Source organism: Amycolatopsis umgeniensis, from assembly GCF_014205155.1.
Taxonomy (GTDB): domain Bacteria; phylum Actinomycetota; class Actinomycetes; order Mycobacteriales; family Pseudonocardiaceae; genus Amycolatopsis; species Amycolatopsis umgeniensis.
This window is the reverse complement of record NZ_JACHMX010000001.1, coordinates 6,980,173-7,002,005: the sequence shown is the minus strand read 5'-3', so window position 1 is coordinate 7,002,005 and position 21,833 is coordinate 6,980,173. Positions and strand designations below refer to the sequence as shown.

The following is a 21,833-nucleotide window of genomic DNA, read 5'->3' as shown; positions in this document are numbered from 1 at the left end:
CGTGAAAGGAACGCGATCCAGCCATGGGAAGCAAACTCGGGGCCGCCGTCGCCGCCGTGGTCCTCGCCATCCCGTTGCTCGTCGGCGCCGCAGTAGCCGGCATTGTCAGCACGCTGTCCGGCGGCAACGGCACGAGTTCGGTGATATGCACGCCCGACGGGACACGGACCGGCACCGTTCCAGGCCTGACCGCCGAGCAGATGGGCAACGCCGCCACCATCGTCGCAGTCGGCAAACAGATGACGGTGCCCGAACCCGGCTGGGTGGTCGCGATCGCCGCCGCAATGCAGGAATCCAAGCTCCGCAACCTGCACTACGGCGACCGCGACTCCCTCGGACTTTTCCAGCAACGCCCCTCGATGGGCTGGGGCAGCCCGCACCAGATCACCACACCGACCTACGCCGCCACCAAGTTCTTCGAACGCCTCACCGCCACACCGAACTGGCAGGCCATGAGCGTCAACGACGCCGCACAGACCGTGCAGGGCTCAGGATTCCCCAACGCCTACGCCCAACACGAGCACAAGGCACGTGTGATCGTCGCCGCGGTGTCCGGGGTCCACTGTCAGCCCTCGCCCGCGATGGCCGGGACCGGTGACTGCAACAACATCCAGGCGCCGAACGCTGCCGCGATGGCCGCGATCAACTACGCATGCGGGCAACGTGGGCTGCCGTACGTGTGGGGTGGCAACGGACCGCTGAACGGTGACAGCGGATTCGACTGCTCAGGCCTCACCAAGGCCGCCTACAACGCGGCCGGAATCTCGCTCCCCCGCACCGCACACACCCAATACCACGCAGGACCACCAGTACCCGACGGACAACTCCTGCCAGGCGACCTCGTCTTCTACGGCCCACCCTCGAAAATCCGGCACGTAGGGATCTACATCGGAGCCGGGAAGATGGTGAACGCCCCGGACTTCGGTCAAGCCGTGCGAATCGACGACTACCGACGCCCCGGCGACGACTACGCGGGCGCCACACGGCCCGTACAGTAATGTCACTTGTAGTTTTCGGAGGAACATGACATGTTCCACACCTAAATGATATGTGCCTGATCTTTTGATCAGATGCCGTGGAAATACTCCGGGTTGCTGGCTCCGGAGCGCGGTTAGCACGCCAATTTACAGGCTCTCTAAAATTAAGCCCAACCCCATTCACCGCGAAATGTTGACCCTCTACTGCAAGCCAATGGGGCGAACTCTCTAACCGCATGAAGTTCAGAGCAAATATCCATGTTGCCGTGATCGGCCGGCCGTAGCTGACTGCGCCATCCAACGCGCACGCTCGAATTGCTACTCGTCTCAGTGGCAAGGCGCGAGAGCTGTCAGTACTCGGCCGTGTCGTTCCGCCAGCGAGCGAGTTCGTGGTGGGTGCTGAGGGTGTCGGGGTGATGGGGACCCAGCACCCGTAACTGGTCGGTAAGTACTTGTTCGAGAGCCGCGGCCGCGCCAGCCGGATTCCCGGCAAGCCCTCGCCAATGAGCGAGGTTATGGCGGGTGACCAGATTGTGGGGGTGGTCGGGACCCTGCACCCGCAACTGGTCGGTAAGTACCTGTTCGAGAGCCGCGGCCGCACCAGCCGGATCCCCGGCAAACCCTCGCCAGCAGGCGAAGTTATGGCGGGTGACCAGGGTGTCGGGGTGATCCGGACCCAGCACCCGAAACCGGTCAGTAAGTACTTGTTCGAGAGCCGCGGCCGCACCAGCCGGATCCCCGGCAAGCCCTCGCCAATAAGCGAGACTAGAACGAGTGGTCAAGGTACGGGGGTGGTCGGGACCCAGCACTCGCAGCCGGTCGGTAAGTACCTGTTCGAGAGCCGCGACCGCACCAACCGGATCCCCACCATCCCCACGCCAGCGGGCAAGATCGTGGCGGGTGTCGAAGGTATCGCGGTGATCCGGACCCAGCACCAGAAACTGGTCGGTAAGTACTTGTTCGAGAGCCGCAGCTGCACCAGCCGGATCCCCGGCAAGCCCTCGCCAATGAGCGAGGCTAGAACGAGTGGTCAGGGTGTCGCGGTGGTGGGGACCCAGCACCCGTAACTGGTCGGTAAGTACCTGTTCGAGAGCCGCGACCGCACCAACCGGATCCCCACCATCCCCACGCCGGCCCGCGAGATTGCGGCGGGTGGTCAGGGTGTCGGGGTGGTGGGGACCCAGCACCCGTAACTGGTCGGTAAGTAGCTGTTCGAGAGCCGCGACCTCACCGACCGGGTCCCCGGCATACCAACGCCAGCGGGCAAGATCGTGGCGGGTGACGAAGGTATCGCGGTGATCCGGACCCAGCACCCGAATCTGGTCGGTAAGTACCTGTTCGAGAGCCGCGACCGCACCAACCGGATCCCCGGCATACCCACGCCAGCAGGCGAGATCATGGCGAGCGAGGAGGGTATCGGGGTGGTCGGGACCCAGGCGGCTGAATGCTTGGTGGTGCAATCGTTTCGAGGCTGTGATGGCTGCGTCTAGCAATTCTGCTTCGCGGAGGCTGGCCGAAAGGCGGAACAGCACCGGGTGCCCATCAGGTTGCCACAGGTGTTCCTCGGCGGCGTCCTGCAGCGTGCTGGTGTTCGAACGGAGCGCTTGAACCAATTTTTGACCGACATCGGTGTCTGGCCATGCCTTGAGCAGGGCGCTGGCGGCGACTCGCGCGAGACTGCCGTGGATGTCTGGGGTGAGCACGTCGCGGACTGCGCGTTGAACCAGGGCATGCACGCGGATCCCGCGGTGGGGCTCTTCGGGGTCGAGAGTGAGCAAGCTGAATCGCCGCAGGCACTCCAGTCCCCCTATTAGATCCTCGGGGGTGACGTCGCGGTCCAGCCGAGTCTTGAGGTGAGCGGCGATAGCGTCGGAGGTGAAGACCGTCACCGGAATGCCAGCGGGGTCGAGCAGCGCTGCGATCTCCAGCACAGGGCGGGCGAGGCCAGCAGGGTCGAGTTGGTCGGCGGCTTCGATAGACAGCGACCATGTCGCGGCCACGGTCTGCTCGTGCTCATCGGGTAGTTCCCCGACCCTTGGCAGCATCTGCCCGAGCGTGGTTATCCGGTCGGCGAGCCGGGTGCGGTAGTCCGCAGTAGCGAGTAGAGGTTTGTTGGTCAGATATGCGGCGGCCTGTGCGAGTGCCAGCGGCAGGAATCCTAGTTCTTGGGCGAGCTTGCCTAACTCTGTGGTTTCGGTGGCGCGGACCGGAAGTTTCTCAGTGAGGTAGGCCAGGGCTTCGGGTGCGGTGAACAGGTCGATGTCGACGATGTGTCTGCGGTCGCCGTGAAGGGTCGCGTCGCGGCAGCGGGTGGTCACCACCACTTGCCCGCCGCTGGTGTGCGGTGGCCACAGGCCTGTCAGGTCGGCGGGGTCCTGGAGGTCGTCGAGCACGATCAGCCATCGTGCCGGGGTTTCGGCAAGCCATTCCCGGAACCGACGTGACGCCCGCTCCGGGGCGGAGGGGTCCTGGTCGAGCCACTCGACCGCGATTTCGGTGTAGGCGGCGGTGATGGCGTCGCGGGTGCGGGCGGAAATCCATACCAGCAGCTCCACCTGCCGACAGTCCCACACGGTGTGAGCGTGGTCAGCGGCCAGCTGTGTCTTACCCACTCCGCCCAATCCGGTCAGCACGCTCGTCGGCGTAGTCGCGGCGCCGGTGAGCACCGCGGTGCCCTCACTCTCCACTGCCCTCTTCAGGGTCTCGGCCACCGCGCGGTGCTGGAATGCCCCGGCTCGCGGTGGCACCGCGCCGAAACGGCGCCGCCGCTGTGGCTCCTGTGTGACCGCACAGTCGTCGGAGACCAAGCTCGGTGTGCGGCGCGAGATTCGGTCGAGCGCGGCTGCCAGGGCTTCGTGGCGATGCCGCAACCCTTCGAGTAGCACGTCCTCCGGCAGCATTCTCAGGTTCTTGCTTTTACCGACCTGCACGCATGCGGACACGAAGGCGCTGATCCGCTCCCACGGCGGCGGGTCCGTAAAGTCCCCGTTGAGCAATCTCGAGACGGACGACTTCGCGAGCCAGACCTTGCTCTGTGCCTCCAACGCGACCAGCGTTGGACGGCCGGCCTGTTCCCGCAGTTGCTTGAGCTGGTCGACGAACCGATCCTTCGCCCGTTCCTCCGGCTTCACGCGCAGCGACCCCCTCGCGGCTTATCCCAAATTCTCCCGCCTCCCAGATCGGGAACCGTAGTCCGAGTTGGGGTAGCAGGTCAGGGTTTCCCAGGTTGTCCCGAGAGGAGCTACCCGATCGGCTGAATGGCGCACCGTGGTCAGCGGCAGGCCTACTCCCTTGACCATCTGGGACATCGGAGCAAGTGGTCCGGTGCGGTGAGCCTGCCTCGGTGATCTGACGGGAGGTGGGTGGCGTGATCGAGTTCGTGGAGATCGAGCAGGAGCCGACGTTTAGCGACGTCGACGACAACAACTGATAGGAAAGGAGGGTGAGCGCCATGTGGCGTCCGAGGATCAAGTTCGAGCACCGGCCGGTGAAGTATGACGATGGCCTGGTGCGGATCGGCGGCAATACGCCCGGAATCACGCGCGGTCTGCGTGATCCGGACGGGTCGGTGTGGATGCTGCTGGCGTTGCTCGACGGGTCGAGGACGGTGGGCCAGATCGCCGATGAGCTGGTCCACCGTTTCCCCGCACGCTCGCCCCGCGAGGTGAAGAAGGCGGTCGACCGCCTGAACACTGCCGGCCATTTGGAGGATGCCTCCGAAGTGGAACTGAGCGGGTCCGAGCGCGAACGTTACAGCCGCAGCCGTGCGTTCTGGCGCTCGGTGGATCGCACCCCTGGCCGTCGTGGCTGGGATGCGCAGTTGCGGCTGCGGCAGGCGCGGGTCGTGATCGTCGGTGTAGGAGGTGCCGGGGGCGCGGCGGCGAGGTTGCTGACGATGTCGGGGGTGGGGCAGCTGCATTGCGTCGACGCGGACGTGGTGGAGCTGTCCAACCTCAACCGGCAAGGGCTGTTCACCGAGCAGGACCTCGGCCGGCCCAAAGTCAAGGCCGCGCTGGAGCAGCTCCGGCAGCACAACTCCCACGTGGAGCTGACCGGTTCCAGGGAGCACATCGTGGGCCCAGACCAGCTGCGTGCCCTGGCGGTCACCTGCGATGTGCTGCTGATGGCCGCGGATCAGCCCTCGACGGGCGAGATCCGCTCGTGGACGAACCAGGCCTGCCACGCCACAGGAACGGCCTGGGTGCACAGTGGGTATGACGGGCCACGGATCAGTATCGGGATATTCCGTCCAGGCTCGGGACCGTGTTACGACTGCGCGCGCGCCGCTGAGCAGCACCGGCGAAACGTGGTGTCACCACGCACCGCATGGGCGCCGGGAGATTCCATGACGCGCGAACACGCGGCCACCGCTTCCTCGGCCTCGGTAGCCGGAGATCTCGCCGCGCACGCGGTAGAGCGCCTGATCATCGGGACATCAGGCCTGGCGGTCAACCAGGAGTACGGCCTGAACCTGGCGACCTTGGGCGGCTACGACACGCTGCGGCTGGAACAGCCGTGGCCGGACTGCCCAACCTGCAGGCACGAGGGCCACGGTTAGGCTTCCGGCTGGGCGGTGGCGCGGGCAGTGACCTCGCGCCACCGTTTCCGTACGGCATCCGCGGGGAGCTCGAGATCGGTGTAAAGGGTGGCGGCGCGCTGCAGATAGTCTGCGGCCCGGGCGAGGTCTCCGACGTGTTCGAGGCATGTCGCGGCCAGCTCCAGCGCCCGCGCGACCAGCTTGTCGATGCCGGGTAGTTCCCGGTAGCCGGCCAGCGCCCGCTCGGCAAACTCCAGTGCAGGGGCGTGGTGGCCTTGAGCTAACTGTGCGGTCGCCGCGCGATAGAAGCTGTGGGCGTGGCCCACTTGGTCCCCGGCTTGGTGCCGCAGGTCGCGTTCGCGTTCGATGTGGGCCAGCGCCTGCTCGTACTCACCGAGCCTGATGGCGACGGCGGCCAGGTTGCCCTCAATGACCGCCAGTGTGCGCGCCAGGCCGTGAGCGCGCGCCAGCGGAAGCGCCTGCTGATAGCAGTCGCGGGCTTGCTGCCAGTGTCCCTGCTTGCAATGGACCCCACCCAGGCCGATGAACGCGGTGTAGCGCTGGGGATTGCGTGGTGTGTCGAGACTCATGAAACCGGCCTCGGCCTCCTCCCATCGCCCCAGCATGCTCAGCGTTTCGCTGTGGGATTCGCGGAGGAAGAAGTCGGCGGCGAGATCGCCCAGAGCACGAGCTGCGGTGATACCGAACGTTTCGATGTCCAGCCGCACGGTCCACAGCGGGCGGGACAGATAGGTGAGGAAGCGTGACGTCGCTGCCAGAGCCAGCACGAGGGTGTGGAACTCCCACTCGAGTGCGGTCCGCGCCGCGGCGTGCAAGGTGGGTTGTTCGGCAGTGAACCACGCCAGAGCCCGGGCACGGTCTTCTAAGGTCGGCGTGGGTCCGACTCGGTCGATCTCGAGGTCTAAGGACGGAAATCCCGGGTAGAGCAGCCTGTCGGCGAGTTGCGCGACATGGGCGTACCAGGTCAGGACCCGCTCGCGCGCGGCGTGCTGCTCGTCGGAGGTGTCGAGGCGGGCGCGCGTGCGGGCGAAGGCGTGGAGCAGATCGTGCATCCGGTACCGGTGCCGGGCCACAGGTTCGATCAGGTGCAGCTCGGCCAACGCTTCCAAGCACCGGTTGGTTTCGCGATGGTTCAGCCCGCACAGGACGGCAACCGCAGGCATAGAGAACTCAGTGCCCGGATGCCAGCCGAGAAAGCGGAAAACCTGCGCCGGCTCGGGGGCGAGGCGGGTATAAGACCAGTCGAACACCGCCTGCACCGCTTCGCCCACCATCCCGCTGATGCCGTCATCAGCGAGCTGATCCTCCTTGATCTCCTCGACGACATCGGCGATCCGCCACTGCGGGCGCAACGCGACCCAGGTGGCCGCGAGCCGAACGGCCAGCGGCAGCCCGGCGCACAACCGGACCAGCTCACTCGCGGCGTCCGGCTCCTGTTCGACGCGAACTCGACCGAGCACCGCCAGCAGCAACGCGTACGACTCGACAGATCCGAACAGGTCGAGACTGATCCGGTGAGCGCTTGCGGAAACAAACAGGTCGGTAAGACTGTCGCGGCTGGTCACCACCGCCATGCATCCGGCTGTCGTGGGCAGCAATGGGCGCACCTGCTCGGCCGTAGCAGCGTTGTCCAGCACCACCAGTACCCGGCGGCTCGCCAGTAAGGATCGGAACAACCCGGCCGCGGCGTCGGGCTCGGCGGGGACCTGATCCTGGAGCACGCCGAGCCCGGTCAAGAAGCCAGCCAGCACGACCGCGGGATCCAACGGCTCACTCGGGCCGTAACCCCGCAAGTTCACGAACAGCGTGCCATCGGGGAACTGATCTTGGACCCGGTGCGCCCAGTGAGTAACCAGGCTGGTTTTGCCTACTCCGCCGGTACCGTCGAGTACGGCGACCGTTCCGTAGGCGGTCATGTCGTTTCCCAGCACCCTGTCCAGCGCGGCCACCTGGTGCCCTCGGCCGGTGAAGTCCCGCACTGGCGCAGGCAACTGCCGCGGCACTGGCGCACCTCCCTGACCACTGGCGGAAACACCGGCCTGCGCAATATTGCCTGCCCGCCCTGCCGGTCCGGTCTCAGACTCGCTGATCATGTTGCTCACGCCGCGCTGATCACCCACGCAGCCAGTCTGACCTGATCCCGCTCACGAGGTGACATGCGAATCCAGCACCACACTGATGGAGTACCGGCCGCAACAGCTGTCGGTCAGAACAAATCACCGACGCCGTGAGCTACTGGCATACCGCTGCTCGCGCGGCCCGGCATCTGGCCGCCAGAGGCCGCAGGGCGGGTCTGCTGACAGCCGGCGAAGTGCCCTCGGCCTCAGACCAGTCACGCTTTGATTGGTGCCAGCTATCAAGTACGGCGGACACCAGCATCGGTCGAGTGATCACATCGCCCGGAAACCACGCCGTCACGTGGTGAGACCTTTCAAGTTGGCGCGGAAAGTACAGTCGCGAACAAGTTTCCACCACTCGCACCAGAAGGCCTTCAAGGTCTGCGATTGTGCGCGTGGTTTCGTTTTCGATTGGGATCATAGCTCCATCTAACGCTTGTCCTGTCGTGTATGTCAGTTCGCGCCACCGTAGAGGCAAACGCCGAACATTCCCGATCGCATGACAATACACGGATATGTCGAGGCAAAACCTATAACTGGCTTGACATCCCGACGTGTATGGAGCGTCCCTGGACATGTCTAGCGCGGATCGCGCACCTTGCCACCCAAGGGATGTGTCTCTTATGGACGGAACACGCGCAACCGTTCCCGACTGTGCTGCAGCACTTCGGGTGTTGCCGGAGGGCGAGGTGTGGGTAGCGATGCCGTACAAACCGGCATTCCCCGGCATCATTCCCGGCGACGAGACGCCACTAGGTGTCATCGAGGACCAAACCCGGTTCCCCACCCTGCACACCCCGAACAACGACGTCGAGGTCGGGCTGCGGTTTCGCCCCCCTGTCGCACGCTGGATCGGAATCCATCTGGAATCGTTCTACAGCAGCACCGAGTACCGTTTCACCTGGCGCGGGGACACCCTGGAAATCCACGACGGCGGCCCTTGGGGCGACGCCGACGGTTCACCGCCGCGCGTAGTCGGGCCCGGGGATGACGGGCGCTATGAGATCCGTGACTTGTGGTACGCCTTGGCCCCGGCGGCGGTCGGCGAGCTGTATCAGCGTCATCCTGACGCAGTGGCCACGCTGGGACGCGACGACTTCCCAGCCCCTGTCCCGCACATGGTGGCGTACCTGACCGATCATCCCGGTGCACCGTCGTCGTTACGGCGGACCATCGAGACGGTGCTGTCGACACCCACCGCTGAACCGGGTCGGTGACTTCCGATGCCAGCGGCGGTCACGGCCCACGACGTCCCCGAGATCCGGAAACGCATGACCGAATGGACCCGCGATCCGGGAACGGACGGCGCGGGGAACTGGTACCGGTTCTTCATCGGCCCCCGGCCCGAGGACTCGCCGGGCGAGCCCGCGTTCCTGCCACTGAACGATGTCGGCGCCACGATCGCGGACACACTCCGCGCCCAGATTCCCGCCGCCGAGCTGTTCTACGTCTCCGCCGACCTGGCCGACCTCGCAAGCCACGCCGCGACCACCCTGGTCGACTACCGCCTCCACCCCGAAGACCTGCCCGCCCCCGTGGGACTCATGGTCTACGAACACCCACCCGTCACCCAGACCGCCAACGCGCTGCACAACGACGTCTCCCTGGTCTCGTGGGGTCCAGGGCCTGGCGGTTTGTGGGTGCAGACCTGGGGCACCGTCCCCGATCCCCTGCCAACAGCGGTCGACATGGGCCGACGGCTCGCCCGCTTGCCCCGCGACCGCGCGCTGTCGCAGATGCGGAAGGCCGCCGCGCTGAACCTGTCACTACCCACGCCCGACGACAAACCCGCCAGCCACGACGACGCTGTCGACCAAGCCGCCAAGTATCTCCTGGCCACGTTCCTGACCAGTGCCGAACGCGCACCGATCCCGCCGAGCTTCTCCCCGCCACACGGCTACCAATGGTGCGGCATCACCCCCATGACGTTCACCGACATGAAGGGCTGGCCCAGCGCACTGACCGAAGGCACCTCCGCCACCACTATCGACGCGCAGCTCGCCCTGCAGCGCACCATTCTCACCACCTGGCTCCTGATGGGCCAAACCCTCGTGCGCCCCGAACGCACCAGCGCGCCCCGCGCCGCCCGCCGCAGGATCGAACGCTACGACCCCGCCCTCGAAACAGGCGTCCGCCTCGTCGATCTCCGCCGCGCCCGCACCACACCCGCCGACCGCCACAGCGATGCCTTCGGCAACGGCACACGCGAGTACCACCACAGCTGGATCGTTCGCGGCCACTGGCGCAACCAGTACTACCGCAGCCGAGACGACCACCGCCCCATCTGGATCGCCGACCACCTCGCCGGACCGGAAGACAAACCCCTCATCGGCGGCGAACGCGTCAACGTCCTGCGCCGCTGACCCGGACATGGCCGCCCGCCGTGGCGAGAGCTGGCCGCGACTGTCCACAACAAGACGCCCTGCGCCCGCAGGCGATTGCAAACAATGGGAAAGGTATCCGAATCATGACCACCACAGAAAGCGTCGGCACTCCGACGACCCAGCCAGCACCCGCCCTCACGACGATCATCGGCGACCTCTACGACCGCACCGCCGAGCTGCCGCTTCGGGACATCGCCACCCGCATCCGCGAGGACCTCGTCGCCGTACAGGACGATGACATGATCCACGCCGACGCCGAGTTCGTCGTCGCGGCGGATGAATCCGGCCCTCAGAACCAGATCCGCATCACGATCACCGGGCTACCCCACAGCGATCACGGCACCGCCGACGCGCCGAGTATGGACGTGACGCGGGACGTGTTCCGATCGGCGTTCGCACTCGCCAGCCACTACAACCGGTTCGTCAGCAGCCCCTACCAGCTGCGGTACCTCGTGGTCATCCAGGCCGTCCAGGACAGCGGCACCGTCTACGCCGAAGGCGTCGGCGCCGTCGGACTCTGGGCCACGCGGCCCCTTCCCGAAGCCGCGGAAGCAGTTCTCCGCCAGGGATAAAGGGAACTCTGAGGCGACATAAGGATCGTTCCGGGGCGCGGCGTTCACGAGTCGCGCCCCGGAACGGGCTTGTCGGCTATAGCGCCGTCTCCGGCGCCGCCCCGTTACATGGCGCCCGGACGATCGCGAGACAACGGATCCCCCCGGCAGCTGCAGCCGCACGTGGCCCGTTCGTGTTGGCACATACATTGAAACGAAGTGTCCACATGAGACACGTGTCTTGTTTGACGGATCGCTTGACAATGGTGCGGTGACGAAGCGTCCATAGACGTGTAGCCCGAACAACCGGATGCGCACCGGCGGGCCAACGCCCCCCGGCCAGGGCCTGACCATCCCATTCCATACCTAACGTAGGGAGTCCGTCATGTCCCGCAAGAACCGCACCAACCGCCCCGCCCCGCGCCTCGACGCCACCGACGGCGACCGCCACCCGCGCGCCGTGTCCGATGCGACCGCCACCCAGAAGACGCCCACCACGGAAGACAAAGTGCTGGCAGCGCTGAACGCCAATCCCGCCTCCACGACCGCCACACTGGCGACGGCCGCAGGAGTCGGCCGTTCGACCGCCGCCAAGATCCTCGCCCGCTGGGGACGCGACGGCACCGCGATCCGGACCGCCGGCGACGGCCCACGCAACCCCGACACCTGGACGCCCATCCCGTCGGACCATGACACCACCGCGCCCAGCACCGACGACGCACATCCGGACGCTGCGGCGGGCAACACCGCCAACACCAGCGAAGCGACGCCGGAGACCGTCTCCGACACCGACGACGCCCCGGAACCCACCGCCACGGACACCGCCCAGAACGAAGTCGACCCGACTACTACCGCCGACGACACCGGGACCACCCCGTTGCCCGACACCTCACCGAAAGATCCGACGGACGGAGCGACCAAGCCCGAGCCGTCTGTGACGGGGTCGCCTGCGGTCACCGACATCGCCCGCCTGGAGAAGGACCGACTGCCCAAGGGCGGGCTGCGGGCCATAGTGGAGGAGTACCTGACCGAACACCCGGGCGAGGACTTCGGGCCCGCCAAAATCGGCAAGAACCTCGGCCGATCGGGCGGCGCGGTCAACAACGCACTGGAGAAGCTGGTCGCCGACGGGTACGCGATCAAGACATGCGAGGCACCGAAACGGTTCGCCATCAACCCGGACAAGACCGACGTCCCGAACACGGTCAAAGGTGCCACCGAGCCCGCGCTGAAGGCCTGACACCTGCCCGCCTGATCCGCGCGCGGAACCGGTCCCCCCTGGGTAACCGGTCCCGCGCGCGGATCCTTCATGCCTTCCGGTGCGCGGGGCTCGCCCCGGTAGCGCTGTGGATCGCCGACTCCGGTTAGGCGGCGGGTGCCAGCAATGGCCTCTGCCACGCCCTTCCGGAACGGTGGCGGCACCCATACCCCGCGCATCGTGCCCGCCCCGGGGTGGCAAGGCGTCTGGTCAATTCCGTAACGCACAACGACGATGGGCCGTGTCCATGGACCGGCAACTGCGGCAGGGGCCCCTGTCGGCTACGCGTCGATGACTGCGTGCAGCAGGGCACGGGTTTCGGTGTCGGTGGAGTAGAGGACGGTGCCCACCCTGGCCCGGGTGAGCAGCACGCGGTAGGTGCGGCGCACCCACAGATCGACGTCGGCCGCTGTCGCGCCGTCGAGGACGTCATTGCGGGTGGCGGCGGGATCGGTGACCCATCGGTCGTCGCGCCGGAGGAGATCGGGACCGAGGATGACCCCGCCGTAGTCGTACTCGAAGCCCTGCGCGCTGTAGACACTGCCGATCTGGCCAGCGCCCGCGGGATCAATCGCCCACAACGGCGAGGGCGGCAGCCCGTTGACCGAGCGCTGGCCCTTCACGCTCCACGGGCGGCGCCAGTCACCGATCACGATGTCGTCGACCAGCGGATTTCCTGGCCTCGCCTCGCTCCACGGCCAGCACAACCCGGCTGTGACCCGGGCGCTCGCGCCGAGGTCGGTCTTCGCGCGCAGCAGCTGCTCCAGCTCGCCGGGGCTGTCGGCCACCCGCAGCTCGAACCCTGGCGCGGGTTCGTCCTCCACGTTCCATCGGGTCGGCGGGCACGATAGGTCCTCGAGGCTGAGCAGGCGACGGACCCAGCTGTCGTAGCGGACGCTGCGGTGGCGGTGCTGACTCGTCAGCTCGGCGGTGTGCACGGTCGCGTCGCCGGCCTGGGCAGCGGAGGCGAGGTAGTCGCGGGTCCCGAGCTGCCCGGGTCGGATCGCCTGGTCCTCGTCGAGGAGGAACACCACGACACGGGCGGCCTCGAGCAACTGTGCGGCCTGAGTGCGGTCGCCGCGGCGCGAGGCGGGCGTGTAGCGGGTGTTCGAGGTGGCCCGCAGCTGGTGCGCGTCGTCGCACACCAGCAGATCCAGGCTGTCCGGTTCGGTGTCGGTGGCGGTGCCGAAGTACTGAAAGAGCTTCTGGGTGGCGCGAGAGCCGTGTCCGGCGGTCTTGCGCAGCGCGGCGGTGAACGCCTGCGAGCCGGTGGCGTGCCGGGCCCGGTGGCCGGCGCGCAGGGCCTCACCGAGCAGGGTGAGTGCGAGGGCGCTCTTGCCGGTGCCCGCGGCGCCGGCAACCACCACGACTGCCCTCGCACCGTCCTTGTCGGCGAGGCACAGTTGCACGCGGTCGAGCACGGCCTGTTGATCGTCGGCCAGGGCGAACACATCGGGGTGGGTGAGCGTGCGGGCCGCGAGGTCGAACAGAGTGGGCGCCACGGAGCGCGACGGTGATCCAGCGGTCGGCATGACCAGTACGGTCCTCCTCGTTGTGGCGTGGAACGTGTGCCAGGGTCTTAAGACGCGACCTGGCCTCCTGGAAATGCCCGGCCTCGGGCGAGCGCCGCGGTGGTCGGGTGCTTCGCCGGGCACGATGCTCGGTCGGTGCTCGCGCAATGCCGCGTCCTACCAGCCCCGCACCAGGCCGACGGCGCTCGCCGTTGACATCCGCCCGGATCGCTGATGAGAACGGTTACGCCGGGCTTCCGCCACCAGGTCGAGTGCACCTCACCATCGGTCTTCTCCCAGACGTTCGCTGTCCTGATTGGGGTCGGATCCGGTGGTGAGTGCGGTCATCGCGGCTCTCCTTCGACGGTCGTGTCCCGGTCGGTCGAAGTCTGGGGGCCGGGACGGAACCAGCGGTGCACGACCGGATCCCAGGTCGCCGTGGTCATCAGGCGATTGAGGTCTGGTAAGTCAGGTCCGTACAGCCAGCCGAACTCGATACATTCGGCTGCCCCGGGCCACAGCCCGGACCACTTGTCCTGCGGGCACCGGCAGGTCTCGAAGTCGTGACCGAGGCGCTGCAGCCCGGTGGCCAGACAGCGAGCTACGTCGCACCAGTCGTGATGGACGTGGCCGATCTCGACATGACAATCCGGGCAGAACGGATCCAGCGGAGGAGTGCTCGATGAGGGCCTGGGCGGGGTGGTCATGCCGGCCTCCCGGTCGTGCTGTTCTGGGCTCCGATGAACTCATTCCAGTGCCGGGTCTCGGCGCTGATGTAGGTGTCGTGCAGGCGCACGTCGGGATTCGCGAGCAGTTCGCGGTGCGCGAGGACCAGGCTGACCCCGGCGGTGATGGCCTCGGCGAGGCGTAGGTGCATGCGCGCCCAGTCGAAGCATCGCCGGTACTCGTCCTGGTCCACGGCGCGACTGCTCAACGTCGGATAAATCTCGCGGGCGCGGGTGAAGAGGGCCTCGGCGGCGGCGTAGTGCTCCGCGGCGCTGCGCGCCTCTGTCGCGGTGGCTGGGTCAGCAGGTGAGGTGTTCGGTGACATGTGGTGTCTTCTCCTTCAGAAGTTGTGGCTGGAACGCGGGATCAGAAAGCAGTGAGCACCACGCGGGCGCGCGGATCAGCCAGCACAGGGTGGGTGGTGTGGCGGCGGCCGAGCCAGTCGGCGGCCGCGCCGCGTCCGAGGTCAAAGTCGTGTCGTGCTGCTCATCAGGTGTCACCGCCGATGATGGGCATGTCGGCGGGTTTCTCCCGCATCAGCGGCATCGGCACCGACGGCGGCGCGGCCGGATCACGCAGCCACGCGTACAGATCCGGCGGGCCGAGAGGGTCGTCCTCGCCGTCGGGAAACCAGGGGTTGTGCGGGTCGATGCGGTGCCAGCGGACACCACCGCCGACGGTGGCGAACACGGCCTCGGCTCCGGGGTCGAAGGTGATGATCCAGCTGCTGTTGTGGCTGGAGTACCACGGCCACGGCCAGCCGAGCTCGCGCCGGTACGCGTGACCGAGCCGTTCCTCCTCCCAGATATCGACGGTGTCGGCCACCGCCGCGCGAAAGATGCCCTCGTCGGTCGCGGTGATCGCCAGCCGTAGGGGTGGGACGGCGAGGAAGTTCTCGGGATAGCACTCCCCGTACAGGGAGCCGATCCACTCAGCCTCCTCACCGCGTCCGAGGTAGAAGTCGGTGGTGCTCGACATCGCCAGGCCCTCCTTAACGTGACGGCGCATTGCGGATCCGGCTCACTGGTGCCGGGACACAGGCGTATGGATCGGGCGGCGGGTATGGCGGTGCCTCGTCGTAACGCGGAGTGCCCTGGTCGCGGTCGGCGGCGCGGTCGAGGACGTAGGCGAGCACGACCACCGGGGTCCATGGTCCCGGCAGGACCACGGCCAGCACTGTCCACACGAGACGCTTATTCCTGTCCTGCATGAGCTTTCCTCCGATTCGCTTGGGTGGCGCCGAAATGAGGCTGTCTTCCACCGGGGTTGGTGCTCAGGGCTGCTGCCAGCTGGACACGGGGTCGGTCACGCCGGGAGTGCGGAAGGTCGGGAGCCGCAGCGCGGGCGGCGCGCCCGGGTCGCACAGCCATCTCGCGACGTCCGGCGGGCCGCACCGCAACGGCGGGCACGGGTCGTCGGGGTCGAGGCGGTGCCAGCGGTCGCCGCCGCCCGCCGTCATGTGCACGGCGCCGTCGTAGTGGGTGATGATCCAGTCGTTGCGGTGGCTGGTATCCCAGTCCCATGGCCACCCGTTGCGGGGCTCGTGCGCCGCGCCAAGTCCCGTGACAGCCCACATCAGCAGCAGGTCCCGCACCGCCTCCCGGTAGGCAGTGGGCTGTCTCGCGGTCAGCGCGGCGCGGCCGTGGGGGTCTTTGAGGAGGTTGTCGGGATGGCAGCCGAACTGCAGGGAACCTAGCCAGGTCGCCGATGGTCCGGTGCCGAGGTAGAAGTCGGTGCGGGTGACCATCACGATGCCCTCTCGCTGGTGGCGGTTGGCTTCGTGAACTGTCCGGTCTGGTACGGGCATGCCGACGTGTGGCCGACGCCGTACCTCGATTCGGGTGGGCAGGCAGCAGGGTGGCCAGTGGTCCGCGCACCGAGGAATCGGCCGAGGGACACAAGATCGGTGACGTCTGCCAGCGGCACCTCGCCACCGCAGCCCGGGCACGGCCCCAGGACGCGCAGGTCCTCCCCGCTGCCACTGAATGACGTGAAGCGATAGTCGGTGCCGTCGTCGGTGATGGTCACCCGAAACCAGCGCCACCCACCGTGTATCCGGTCGGGATCGTCGGTGACCGTCACCGCCGAGTGCGCGACCCCGAACATCTCGGCCACGTCGCGGACCAGCTCACGGCGACAGGTATCGCGCTCGAAGTCATGAGGGCGGAGGTCGAATTCGGGATCCTGGCGGCGGGCCCGGTCGACTGCGTCGCACGCGCGGCCCGCGAGAGAGCTGGCCCCGCCCGCCCGTGTCGCGGACAGCGCGCCGCCGAGGGTGATGTTCTGCCAGTCGTTCTCGGCGTCGTCGATGCTGGGGCGGCCCTCGGGAAGGTACAGGACTCGTCCGCCGTCGAAGGTGTACGAGCTCCCCACGTGAAGGTCCGAACGCCACCACTTGTCCAGCGTTGCGAGTTCGTCATCGCAGCCGGATACCGCCAGTCCGAATCCGCTCAGCGTCCATGCCTCGGCCAGGTTGTCCAGCGAGGTCAGGAAGTCGGGTTCGGTGGCGGCGTTCAGGAACTCGCGTCCGACGGGAAGCGCCGCGACGGTCGCGGGGTCGGCCACCCTGTCCGGCCATGCGGATCCGAGGTAGCCGCACAACACGGCTCCCGAGCCCGTACCGATGAAGACCTCGACACGGGACGAGTCGTAGAAATCGGCGGGACGCAAATGTGAGACGGCAGTGGTCATCGAGGTCATTTCGTCTCCCGGGTTTCCGTCGGTGTGGACGGTGCAGTGGTGGCGTCGTCGGCGCGGAGCGCCTGTGCGAGCGCGGGTATGCGGGTGAGCGCGTCGTCGACCGACATGGTCAGGCGAAGAGAAACGTGATCGTCATCCAGGTGGTAGACGGAAACGGGCTCGAACTCCGGAGGGAATTCGCTCTCCAGTTGTGTGGTGATCTGTTTTCGAGCCTCGTGGACCCGCCGTTGAGCTTCGGTTCGTTCACGCTGGGTGGCGCGGGCGTGGTCTATCCACTGGTGGAGGGCTGGGATGAGCTTCTGCTGGATGTGGGTCGCGACCTCGGTCGCCGGGGCGCCGACGGTGAACGTGGCGGCTGGGTACTCGTCGGAGTACTGCCAGGTGAAAACGTCCCGAATGTCGTACGGCACAGGCCCGGGTACGAGTGTGTAGCGCCACGCACCTGGTTCCTGCACCGGATGGAACCCGAGACCGATACCGGTGGACAGGCATCGGACGTCGGCGACCTCGTTGTCGCCACGGCCACGGCCGACCGTCCAGTGGCCCGGTAGCGCGGTCGCGATCTCGATCGCGGCGAGGGCTATTCGGTCGTTTTTGAAGATGCGTGCGGGTTTGTCAATCGGTGAGGTCGGAGTCGTGGTCATGACCGGGCTTCCTTTCGTTGTCCCGTGCGGTGTGCGGCGTGGTGGCGGCGTAGAGGTAGTGGGGGCGGTGGGCGGGGTCGCCGTGAAATTCGATGGGTGCGGTGTCAAAGAAGTGGTGTTCGGGCTCGGGGTCGAGGTCGAGGTGGCGCGCCGAGGCCGGCGACTCGGCGTGACCGGGACCCGCGGTGCCTCGCAGTCCGGGCACGGGCCGAGTAACAGCCAGGACCACATCACGAACCCGGTCACGTCGGGAATGAAGTACCAGGGGCGGCCGTCGCTGGTGACCTCGATGAGGTCCCCCGGGCTGGTACGGGCCCCGATGCCGTAGTGGCGTTCGGGGTCGTCCCGCACGATCACGCACTCGACACCGACACCGAGCGCGACCGCGAGACGGGTGGTGGTGATCGCGCGGCGATGCCACGAGGAAGGGATCGTGTCGCGGTCGGCGAAGGCGCGCGGGTCGATGGCGCGGTGTCGGCGGGCGACGGTGATCGCCCGGTCGGCCAGCGAGGTCGGTGTGTCGCTGTGCTCTTCGTCGGTGGCCATCATGACCATCCCAAAGCGGCGCCGACGGGCTCGGGAAGGTACCCCATGTGGTCGACCACGCAGAGCCACACCACGGGCTGGCTAGTGTCGTCCTGGGCGAACAGGACCTGCGCGAGCGGATACTCCAGCGAGTCGCAGACCGACGCCCCGATATCGGGTGGCGTGGCGAGTCGTACTGATGTGGCCGGGTCGTACTGGTCTAGGGCGGCGATCAGTTCGCCCACGGTGGCGATCGTGGTGTCGGCCATCGGTAAGTCATCTCCAGGTCTCGGTGTGGGCCCGGGCGGGGCGGAGGTGAGGGGGAGGGTGTCCGCCCCGCCCGGGGTCTGGGGGTGGTTAGCGTGTGGCGCGTAGCGCGGCGGTGGCGGCTCGCCCGATGGCTCGGGCAGTGGCGGCGGGGTCAGTGAGCGTGTAATTCGTGACACCGTCCATCGGCCGAAGCCACGGGCTACCGCCGGGAAGTAGCCACAGGACCGCGCATCCTGTGGCGCGTAAGCGATCGAGGAGCCGCTGGCCCGGGTCGCGGGTCTCGTCTTCGAAGTCACCGTCGGAGATGACCACCAGAAGGCGGGCGGCGTTCGGGCGGGACAGGTCGAGGGCGCCGTCGAGGGCTTCGATGGCGTCATCGATAACGTGACCGGAGAGGCCTGTGCCGAATTCGGTGATCCGGGCGGGGGTGGCTCCGGGCTGGGTGATCGGGGTGACCAGCCCCGCGCCGAAGGTCACGGTCGCGGTGGTGGCGGGCACGTCGGTGTGGTGGGCGGCGTGGGCGAGAATCCACGCGGCCGAGGCGACCGGTGCCGTGTACTCCTTCATGGAATCGGTGACGTCGCAGGCGATGCCGAGCCGTAGTGGTGGTGCGGGCACGGTTTTGCGGGTGGCGCGGGTGAACGGTTCGGCGGTGGGGATGGTGCCCGCCGCGCGTTGCGCGGCGGCGGTCATGGCACCGCGCACCCGTAGCCGCCCCGGCGGGATGGCCGAGGTGGTCCTGGTGGTGGTGCGGTCACGCACTCCGGCGGTGGTCAGCGCGCGAGCCAGGTGCCGCGCGGCGGTGCGTTCGGCCGTGGTCGGCGGGCGGGTGCCCGTGATGTGCGTGGCGTACGGGCTGCTCCCTGTTCCAAAAGTCTTGTTCGCCGCTGTGACCGCGTTGGTGCGGGCGGCGTCCTCGGCGGCACGTGCCTCCAAGGCCTCGGTGACGGGATCGGTCGGCGCGGGGTCGGCGGCGGCCGCGTGGGTGATGGCGGCGGCGGTGGCGGCGATAGCTTGCGCCAACGGTGACGGCACGCCGTTCCCGCTACCGGGCTGGGTGCCCGGGTCGGCGGTACCGCGATCGGGCGGCGGCTGGTCGGGGTCGTCGCCAAGGATCTCGCACCAGCGGCGCCCGAGTTCGATCATGGCGGTGGCGTCGTCATCGGCGACCCGGTGCGCCGCACGCCAGATGGCGCGCAATTTCGCGAGCGTGTCATCGCTGAGAATGGCGCACACGACGCGCTCGACCCGGGCAACTTCGCGATGGTTGAGGACCCCGCCGTCCACGCGTGCCAGCAGCAGCGCGGCGGACTGCGCGGCGGACTGTGTGGACATGGTCGGCGCGGCGGCGGGGTCGTTGGCCCGGGTGTCGGCGAGGATGAGGTTCGTGGCGCTTCCGCGTAGCCAGTACCGGTCCTGCGGGCGGCGCCGCAAATGTGCTGCTTCGATGCGGGACTCTTCCAGCAGGATCGCGGCGGCCGCCGCCCCCGGTGGCGCCCCGGGAGGTTCACACCACACCGAGTGTCGCGCGTGGGCGCATTCGTGGGTCAGCAGCCCCCACGCGGTGCGGTAGCGCTTGCGGTCCCCGACCCGGTGCGGTTCGACGGTGGCGGGGTCGACCCCTTTGGGGAGGTGGATTCCGTCGACTTCGATGGCGGCGAGGTCCGGGAAGAAACACGCTGGGGCGTCGTGTCCCGCCCCGGGGGCGACGGTGACCACGAGGTCGTCTCGGTCGGCGATGGCGGGGACCTCGTCCCCGAACCGCGCGGACAGGGACAGCCATCCCGGGGCGGCGGGGAACACGGCGGTAGGTGTGGCGGCGGGTGCGGCGATGTGCGCGGTCATCGTGTGTCCTTTCCGGACGGGTCGCGGGCTGCGGGGGCCGGTGGGGCCGGAAGGCTAGAACTGTTCGCCGACGGCGAGCGGGGCGACGTGGGCGCCGAAGACGTTGCGGACCACGTCGGCGACGATGTCCTGGTCTTCTTCCGGCGCGGCGGCGATCAGGTTCCCGGCGGCGGTCATGGGGTCTAGCGCGGCGGCGGTGTCTTTGAACGCCAGGAGTTCGCGCATCTGGGGCGCCCACCCGATCTCGCCCTTCTTCTGCCGTGCGGCGAGGTTCTTCGCCACGCGCACCGCTTTCGAGTCGACCCCGATCCGGGTGGCGAGGTCGTAGTCGGTGGTGACCTGGATCTTGACCCGGAACCTCGACGCCAGAGCGGGGCTGAGCACCGCGCCGTGTACTCCGGGGTTGTGCCCGCCCACGACGTAGAACCCGGGTGCGGCGTCGACACGTTCCCAGTTGTTGGTCTTGATGGTGATGTGCCCGCGCCCGTCCATGACGGGGTACACCACCGCGAGCACAGGGGCGGGAATGAGGGTGAAGTCGTCGACGAAGAACGCCCGCCCCTCACGCATCGCGGTCACCAGCGGCCCGTGCGCGAACTCGTAGGTTCCACTCGGGGTGGGCACGTACCCGCCCACGATGTCGTCCACCGTGGTGTCACTGTCGCCCGGCAACGTCACCGCGTCACCGAACGCGGCCTCGACCAGCGACGTCTTGCCCGTCCCCGGGGGCCCGTACAGCAGCGAGGGAATCTTGTTCTGCCGCAACCGCCGCAACACCGTCACGTCCGAACTTCCCGCCAGTTTGCGCGGGTGGTACAGCTGCCCGTTCGGGCGCCGTACCGGTGCGGTCACCAGCGCGGGCGCGGTCGCCTTTTTCGGCCCGGGTGCGCGTTTCGGTGTGACGGGCGCGGGCGGCGTGGCGGCGGCCGAGGCGGGTTCGGTGGTGCGTGCGCTGATGACGGCGGTCGCGGCGGCGGCGGGGGTGTTGGCGTTCGCGCGGTAAGAGCGGGACGGCTGTCCCTCGTAGTCCGCTTCCCCCCGCGTTACCAGGGTTTCCAGGGCGTTGCCCACCGCGCCGGATGATCGGTTCAGGAGACGGGCGGCGGCGCCCGCTGTCAGTCCTGCGTTGGCGGGTTGCTGGGTGAGCAGTTCGGCCACCATGCGGCGGAGTTCGCCATTGCGCAACCGGTGTGCCGCGCCCGGGGCGGCGGGCGCGGCGCCCGTGGCCGGAGTCGTGGCGTGCGTGGTCATCGTGCTGGTTTCCCTTCACAGCATTGGGTTTGAGTGGTCATGGCGCGGCGGGGACCAGTGCGGGTGGCGCGGGTGTTACGCGTGGCGCAACGTGGTGGTGAGTGCGAGCACGGCGTGGCCTTCACTGGGGGCGGGGTATTCCGCGCCGTCGGCGGTCACCACCCGCCATTCCTTTTGCCGCACGATGTCGGCGGGAAAGTAGCTACCGACGAAGCGCCCGTCGGGTCCGGTTACGGTGCCGTACAACAGTTGTTGCTGATCGGCGGGGTCGATCACCACTCCCGTGACGGTGCACTCGTTTTCGGTGTTGGTGCGGGTCACCACTTCGGGTTGCACATCGCGGCCCATGGCCGGGTCGACCACGTACACCACGCGTTCCGGCGGGTTGTCGTTGTCGTCCATGGTGTTGCCCCTTTCATTGTGGTGTAGCGGTTTCGCGGTAGTGTGGTCACTGGGCGGGGTTGGGAAGTCGCCCGACGACGGCGACGGTGTGAGTGGTGTCGTCGTAGGTCGCGG

Annotated in this window: 20 protein-coding genes; 6 read left to right on the top strand and 14 right to left on the bottom strand. The window is 67.8% G+C overall.

Features of this window, described 5'->3' with window-relative positions; translation table 11 throughout:
- Positions 1 to 23 precede the first annotated feature (23 nt).
- Positions 24 to 998: a C40 family peptidase gene (locus HDA45_RS32620; protein WP_184901843.1), complete on the top strand. Its 975-nt coding sequence runs from the start codon at positions 24 to 26 to the stop codon at positions 996 to 998.
- A 329-nt stretch (positions 999 to 1,327) separates the two neighbouring features.
- On the opposite strand, the gene HDA45_RS32615 is transcribed toward HDA45_RS32620, so the two are convergent.
- Entirely contained in the window at positions 1,328 to 4,108 is a 2,781-nt protein-coding gene (locus HDA45_RS32615; protein WP_184901841.1) for a tetratricopeptide repeat protein, read from the bottom strand.
- 320 nt (positions 4,109 to 4,428) lie between these two features.
- Between HDA45_RS32615 and HDA45_RS32610 the strand changes: the two genes are divergently transcribed.
- Positions 4,429 to 5,535: a ThiF family adenylyltransferase gene (locus HDA45_RS32610; protein WP_184906289.1), complete on the top strand. Its 1,107-nt coding sequence runs from the start codon at positions 4,429 to 4,431 to the stop codon at positions 5,533 to 5,535.
- On the opposite strand, the gene HDA45_RS32605 is transcribed toward HDA45_RS32610, so the two are convergent.
- Positions 5,532 to 7,655 (bottom strand): tetratricopeptide repeat protein, encoded by a 2,124-nt coding sequence (locus HDA45_RS32605; protein ID WP_184901839.1) that lies wholly within the window; start codon positions 7,653 to 7,655, stop codon positions 5,532 to 5,534. The genes HDA45_RS32610 and HDA45_RS32605 overlap by 4 nt on opposite strands.
- A 698-nt stretch (positions 7,656 to 8,353) precedes the next feature.
- On the opposite strand from HDA45_RS32605, the gene HDA45_RS32600 reads away from it, so the two are divergent.
- The 4 genes from HDA45_RS32600 (at position 8,354) to HDA45_RS32585 (ending at position 11,827) form a co-directional block, all read left to right on the top strand.
- Positions 8,354 to 8,869, top strand: coding sequence for a hypothetical protein (locus HDA45_RS32600; protein WP_184901837.1), 516 nt, complete (start codon positions 8,354 to 8,356; stop codon positions 8,867 to 8,869).
- A gap of 6 nt (positions 8,870 to 8,875) precedes the next feature.
- Positions 8,876 to 10,015 (top strand): hypothetical protein, encoded by a 1,140-nt coding sequence (locus tag HDA45_RS32595; RefSeq protein ID WP_246480864.1) that lies wholly within the window; start codon positions 8,876 to 8,878, stop codon positions 10,013 to 10,015.
- A 104-nt stretch (positions 10,016 to 10,119) separates the two neighbouring features.
- Positions 10,120 to 10,608: a hypothetical protein gene (locus HDA45_RS32590; RefSeq protein ID WP_184901835.1), complete on the top strand. Its 489-nt coding sequence runs from the start codon at positions 10,120 to 10,122 to the stop codon at positions 10,606 to 10,608.
- Positions 10,609 to 10,972: 364 nt separating this feature from the next.
- Positions 10,973 to 11,827: a hypothetical protein gene (locus HDA45_RS32585; protein WP_184901833.1), complete on the top strand. Its 855-nt coding sequence runs from the start codon at positions 10,973 to 10,975 to the stop codon at positions 11,825 to 11,827.
- Positions 11,828 to 12,126: 299 nt separating this feature from the next.
- On the opposite strand, the gene HDA45_RS32580 is transcribed toward HDA45_RS32585, so the two are convergent.
- The 12 genes from HDA45_RS32580 to HDA45_RS32525 form a co-directional block, all read right to left on the bottom strand.
- Positions 12,127 to 13,347, bottom strand: a complete 1,221-nt coding sequence (locus tag HDA45_RS32580; RefSeq protein WP_184901831.1) for a DNA/RNA helicase domain-containing protein — start codon at positions 13,345 to 13,347, stop codon at positions 12,127 to 12,129.
- 353 nt (positions 13,348 to 13,700) lie between these two features.
- Complete coding sequence (locus HDA45_RS32575; RefSeq protein WP_184901829.1) at positions 13,701 to 14,063, bottom strand: hypothetical protein; 363 nt, start codon at positions 14,061 to 14,063, stop codon at positions 13,701 to 13,703.
- Positions 14,060 to 14,407, bottom strand: a complete 348-nt coding sequence (locus HDA45_RS32570) for a hypothetical protein (RefSeq protein ID WP_184901827.1) — start codon at positions 14,405 to 14,407, stop codon at positions 14,060 to 14,062. The genes HDA45_RS32575 and HDA45_RS32570 overlap by 4 nt, the downstream gene beginning before the upstream one ends.
- A 164-nt stretch (positions 14,408 to 14,571) precedes the next feature.
- Entirely contained in the window at positions 14,572 to 15,060 is a 489-nt protein-coding gene (locus HDA45_RS32565) for a hypothetical protein (RefSeq protein ID WP_184901826.1), read from the bottom strand.
- A 13-nt stretch (positions 15,061 to 15,073) separates the two neighbouring features.
- Positions 15,074 to 15,292, bottom strand: coding sequence for a hypothetical protein (locus tag HDA45_RS32560; RefSeq protein ID WP_184901824.1), 219 nt, complete (start codon positions 15,290 to 15,292; stop codon positions 15,074 to 15,076).
- 63 nt (positions 15,293 to 15,355) lie between these two features.
- Positions 15,356 to 15,829: a hypothetical protein gene (locus tag HDA45_RS32555; RefSeq protein ID WP_184901822.1), complete on the bottom strand. Its 474-nt coding sequence runs from the start codon at positions 15,827 to 15,829 to the stop codon at positions 15,356 to 15,358.
- Complete coding sequence (locus tag HDA45_RS32550) at positions 15,829 to 16,782, bottom strand: hypothetical protein (protein ID WP_184901821.1); 954 nt, start codon at positions 16,780 to 16,782, stop codon at positions 15,829 to 15,831. Before HDA45_RS32550 ends, HDA45_RS32555 begins: the two co-directional genes overlap by 1 nt.
- Entirely contained in the window at positions 16,779 to 17,972 is a 1,194-nt protein-coding gene (locus HDA45_RS32545) for a hypothetical protein (RefSeq protein WP_184901819.1), read from the bottom strand. The genes HDA45_RS32550 and HDA45_RS32545 overlap by 4 nt, the downstream gene beginning before the upstream one ends.
- Entirely contained in the window at positions 17,972 to 18,220 is a 249-nt protein-coding gene (locus HDA45_RS32540) for a hypothetical protein (RefSeq protein WP_184901817.1), read from the bottom strand. The genes HDA45_RS32545 and HDA45_RS32540 overlap by 1 nt, the downstream gene beginning before the upstream one ends.
- A gap of 88 nt (positions 18,221 to 18,308) precedes the next feature.
- Entirely contained in the window at positions 18,309 to 20,066 is a 1,758-nt protein-coding gene (locus HDA45_RS32535) for a hypothetical protein (protein ID WP_184901815.1), read from the bottom strand.
- Positions 20,067 to 20,120: 54 nt separating this feature from the next.
- Complete coding sequence (locus HDA45_RS32530) at positions 20,121 to 21,317, bottom strand: AAA family ATPase (RefSeq protein WP_184901813.1); 1,197 nt, start codon at positions 21,315 to 21,317, stop codon at positions 20,121 to 20,123.
- A 75-nt stretch (positions 21,318 to 21,392) separates the two neighbouring features.
- Positions 21,393 to 21,719, bottom strand: coding sequence for a hypothetical protein (locus HDA45_RS32525; RefSeq protein ID WP_184901811.1), 327 nt, complete (start codon positions 21,717 to 21,719; stop codon positions 21,393 to 21,395).
- Positions 21,720 to 21,833 lie beyond the last annotated feature (114 nt).

Excerpts from the sequence above, each read along its gene's own strand:
- HDA45_RS32620 (WP_184901843.1), top strand. The coding sequence starts at position 24 with ATGGGAAGCAAACTCGGGGCCGCCGTCGCCGCCGTGGTCCTCGCCATC.
- HDA45_RS32610 (WP_184906289.1), top strand. The coding sequence starts at position 4,429 with ATGTGGCGTCCGAGGATCAAGTTCGAGCACCGGCCGGTGAAGTATGAC.
- HDA45_RS32600 (WP_184901837.1), top strand. The coding sequence starts at position 8,354 with ATGCCGTACAAACCGGCATTCCCCGGCATCATTCCCGGCGACGAGACG.
- HDA45_RS32595 (WP_246480864.1), top strand. The coding sequence starts at position 8,876 with ATGCCAGCGGCGGTCACGGCCCACGACGTCCCCGAGATCCGGAAACGC.
- HDA45_RS32590 (WP_184901835.1), top strand. The coding sequence starts at position 10,120 with ATGACCACCACAGAAAGCGTCGGCACTCCGACGACCCAGCCAGCACCC.
- HDA45_RS32585 (WP_184901833.1), top strand. The coding sequence starts at position 10,973 with ATGTCCCGCAAGAACCGCACCAACCGCCCCGCCCCGCGCCTCGACGCC.
- HDA45_RS32575 (WP_184901829.1), bottom strand. The coding sequence starts at position 14,063 with ATGACCACCCCGCCCAGGCCCTCATCGAGCACTCCTCCGCTGGATCCG.
- HDA45_RS32570 (WP_184901827.1), bottom strand. The coding sequence starts at position 14,407 with ATGTCACCGAACACCTCACCTGCTGACCCAGCCACCGCGACAGAGGCG.
- HDA45_RS32565 (WP_184901826.1), bottom strand. The coding sequence starts at position 15,060 with ATGTCGAGCACCACCGACTTCTACCTCGGACGCGGTGAGGAGGCTGAG.
- HDA45_RS32560 (WP_184901824.1), bottom strand. The coding sequence starts at position 15,292 with ATGCAGGACAGGAATAAGCGTCTCGTGTGGACAGTGCTGGCCGTGGTC.
- HDA45_RS32555 (WP_184901822.1), bottom strand. The coding sequence starts at position 15,829 with ATGGTCACCCGCACCGACTTCTACCTCGGCACCGGACCATCGGCGACC.
- HDA45_RS32550 (WP_184901821.1), bottom strand. The coding sequence starts at position 16,782 with ATGACCTCGATGACCACTGCCGTCTCACATTTGCGTCCCGCCGATTTC.
- HDA45_RS32545 (WP_184901819.1), bottom strand. The coding sequence starts at position 17,972 with ATGGCCACCGACGAAGAGCACAGCGACACACCGACCTCGCTGGCCGAC.
- HDA45_RS32540 (WP_184901817.1), bottom strand. The coding sequence starts at position 18,220 with ATGGCCGACACCACGATCGCCACCGTGGGCGAACTGATCGCCGCCCTA.
- HDA45_RS32535 (WP_184901815.1), bottom strand. The coding sequence starts at position 20,066 with ATGACCGCGCACATCGCCGCACCCGCCGCCACACCTACCGCCGTGTTC.
- HDA45_RS32530 (WP_184901813.1), bottom strand. The coding sequence starts at position 21,317 with ATGACCACGCACGCCACGACTCCGGCCACGGGCGCCGCGCCCGCCGCC.
- HDA45_RS32525 (WP_184901811.1), bottom strand. The coding sequence starts at position 21,719 with ATGGACGACAACGACAACCCGCCGGAACGCGTGGTGTACGTGGTCGAC.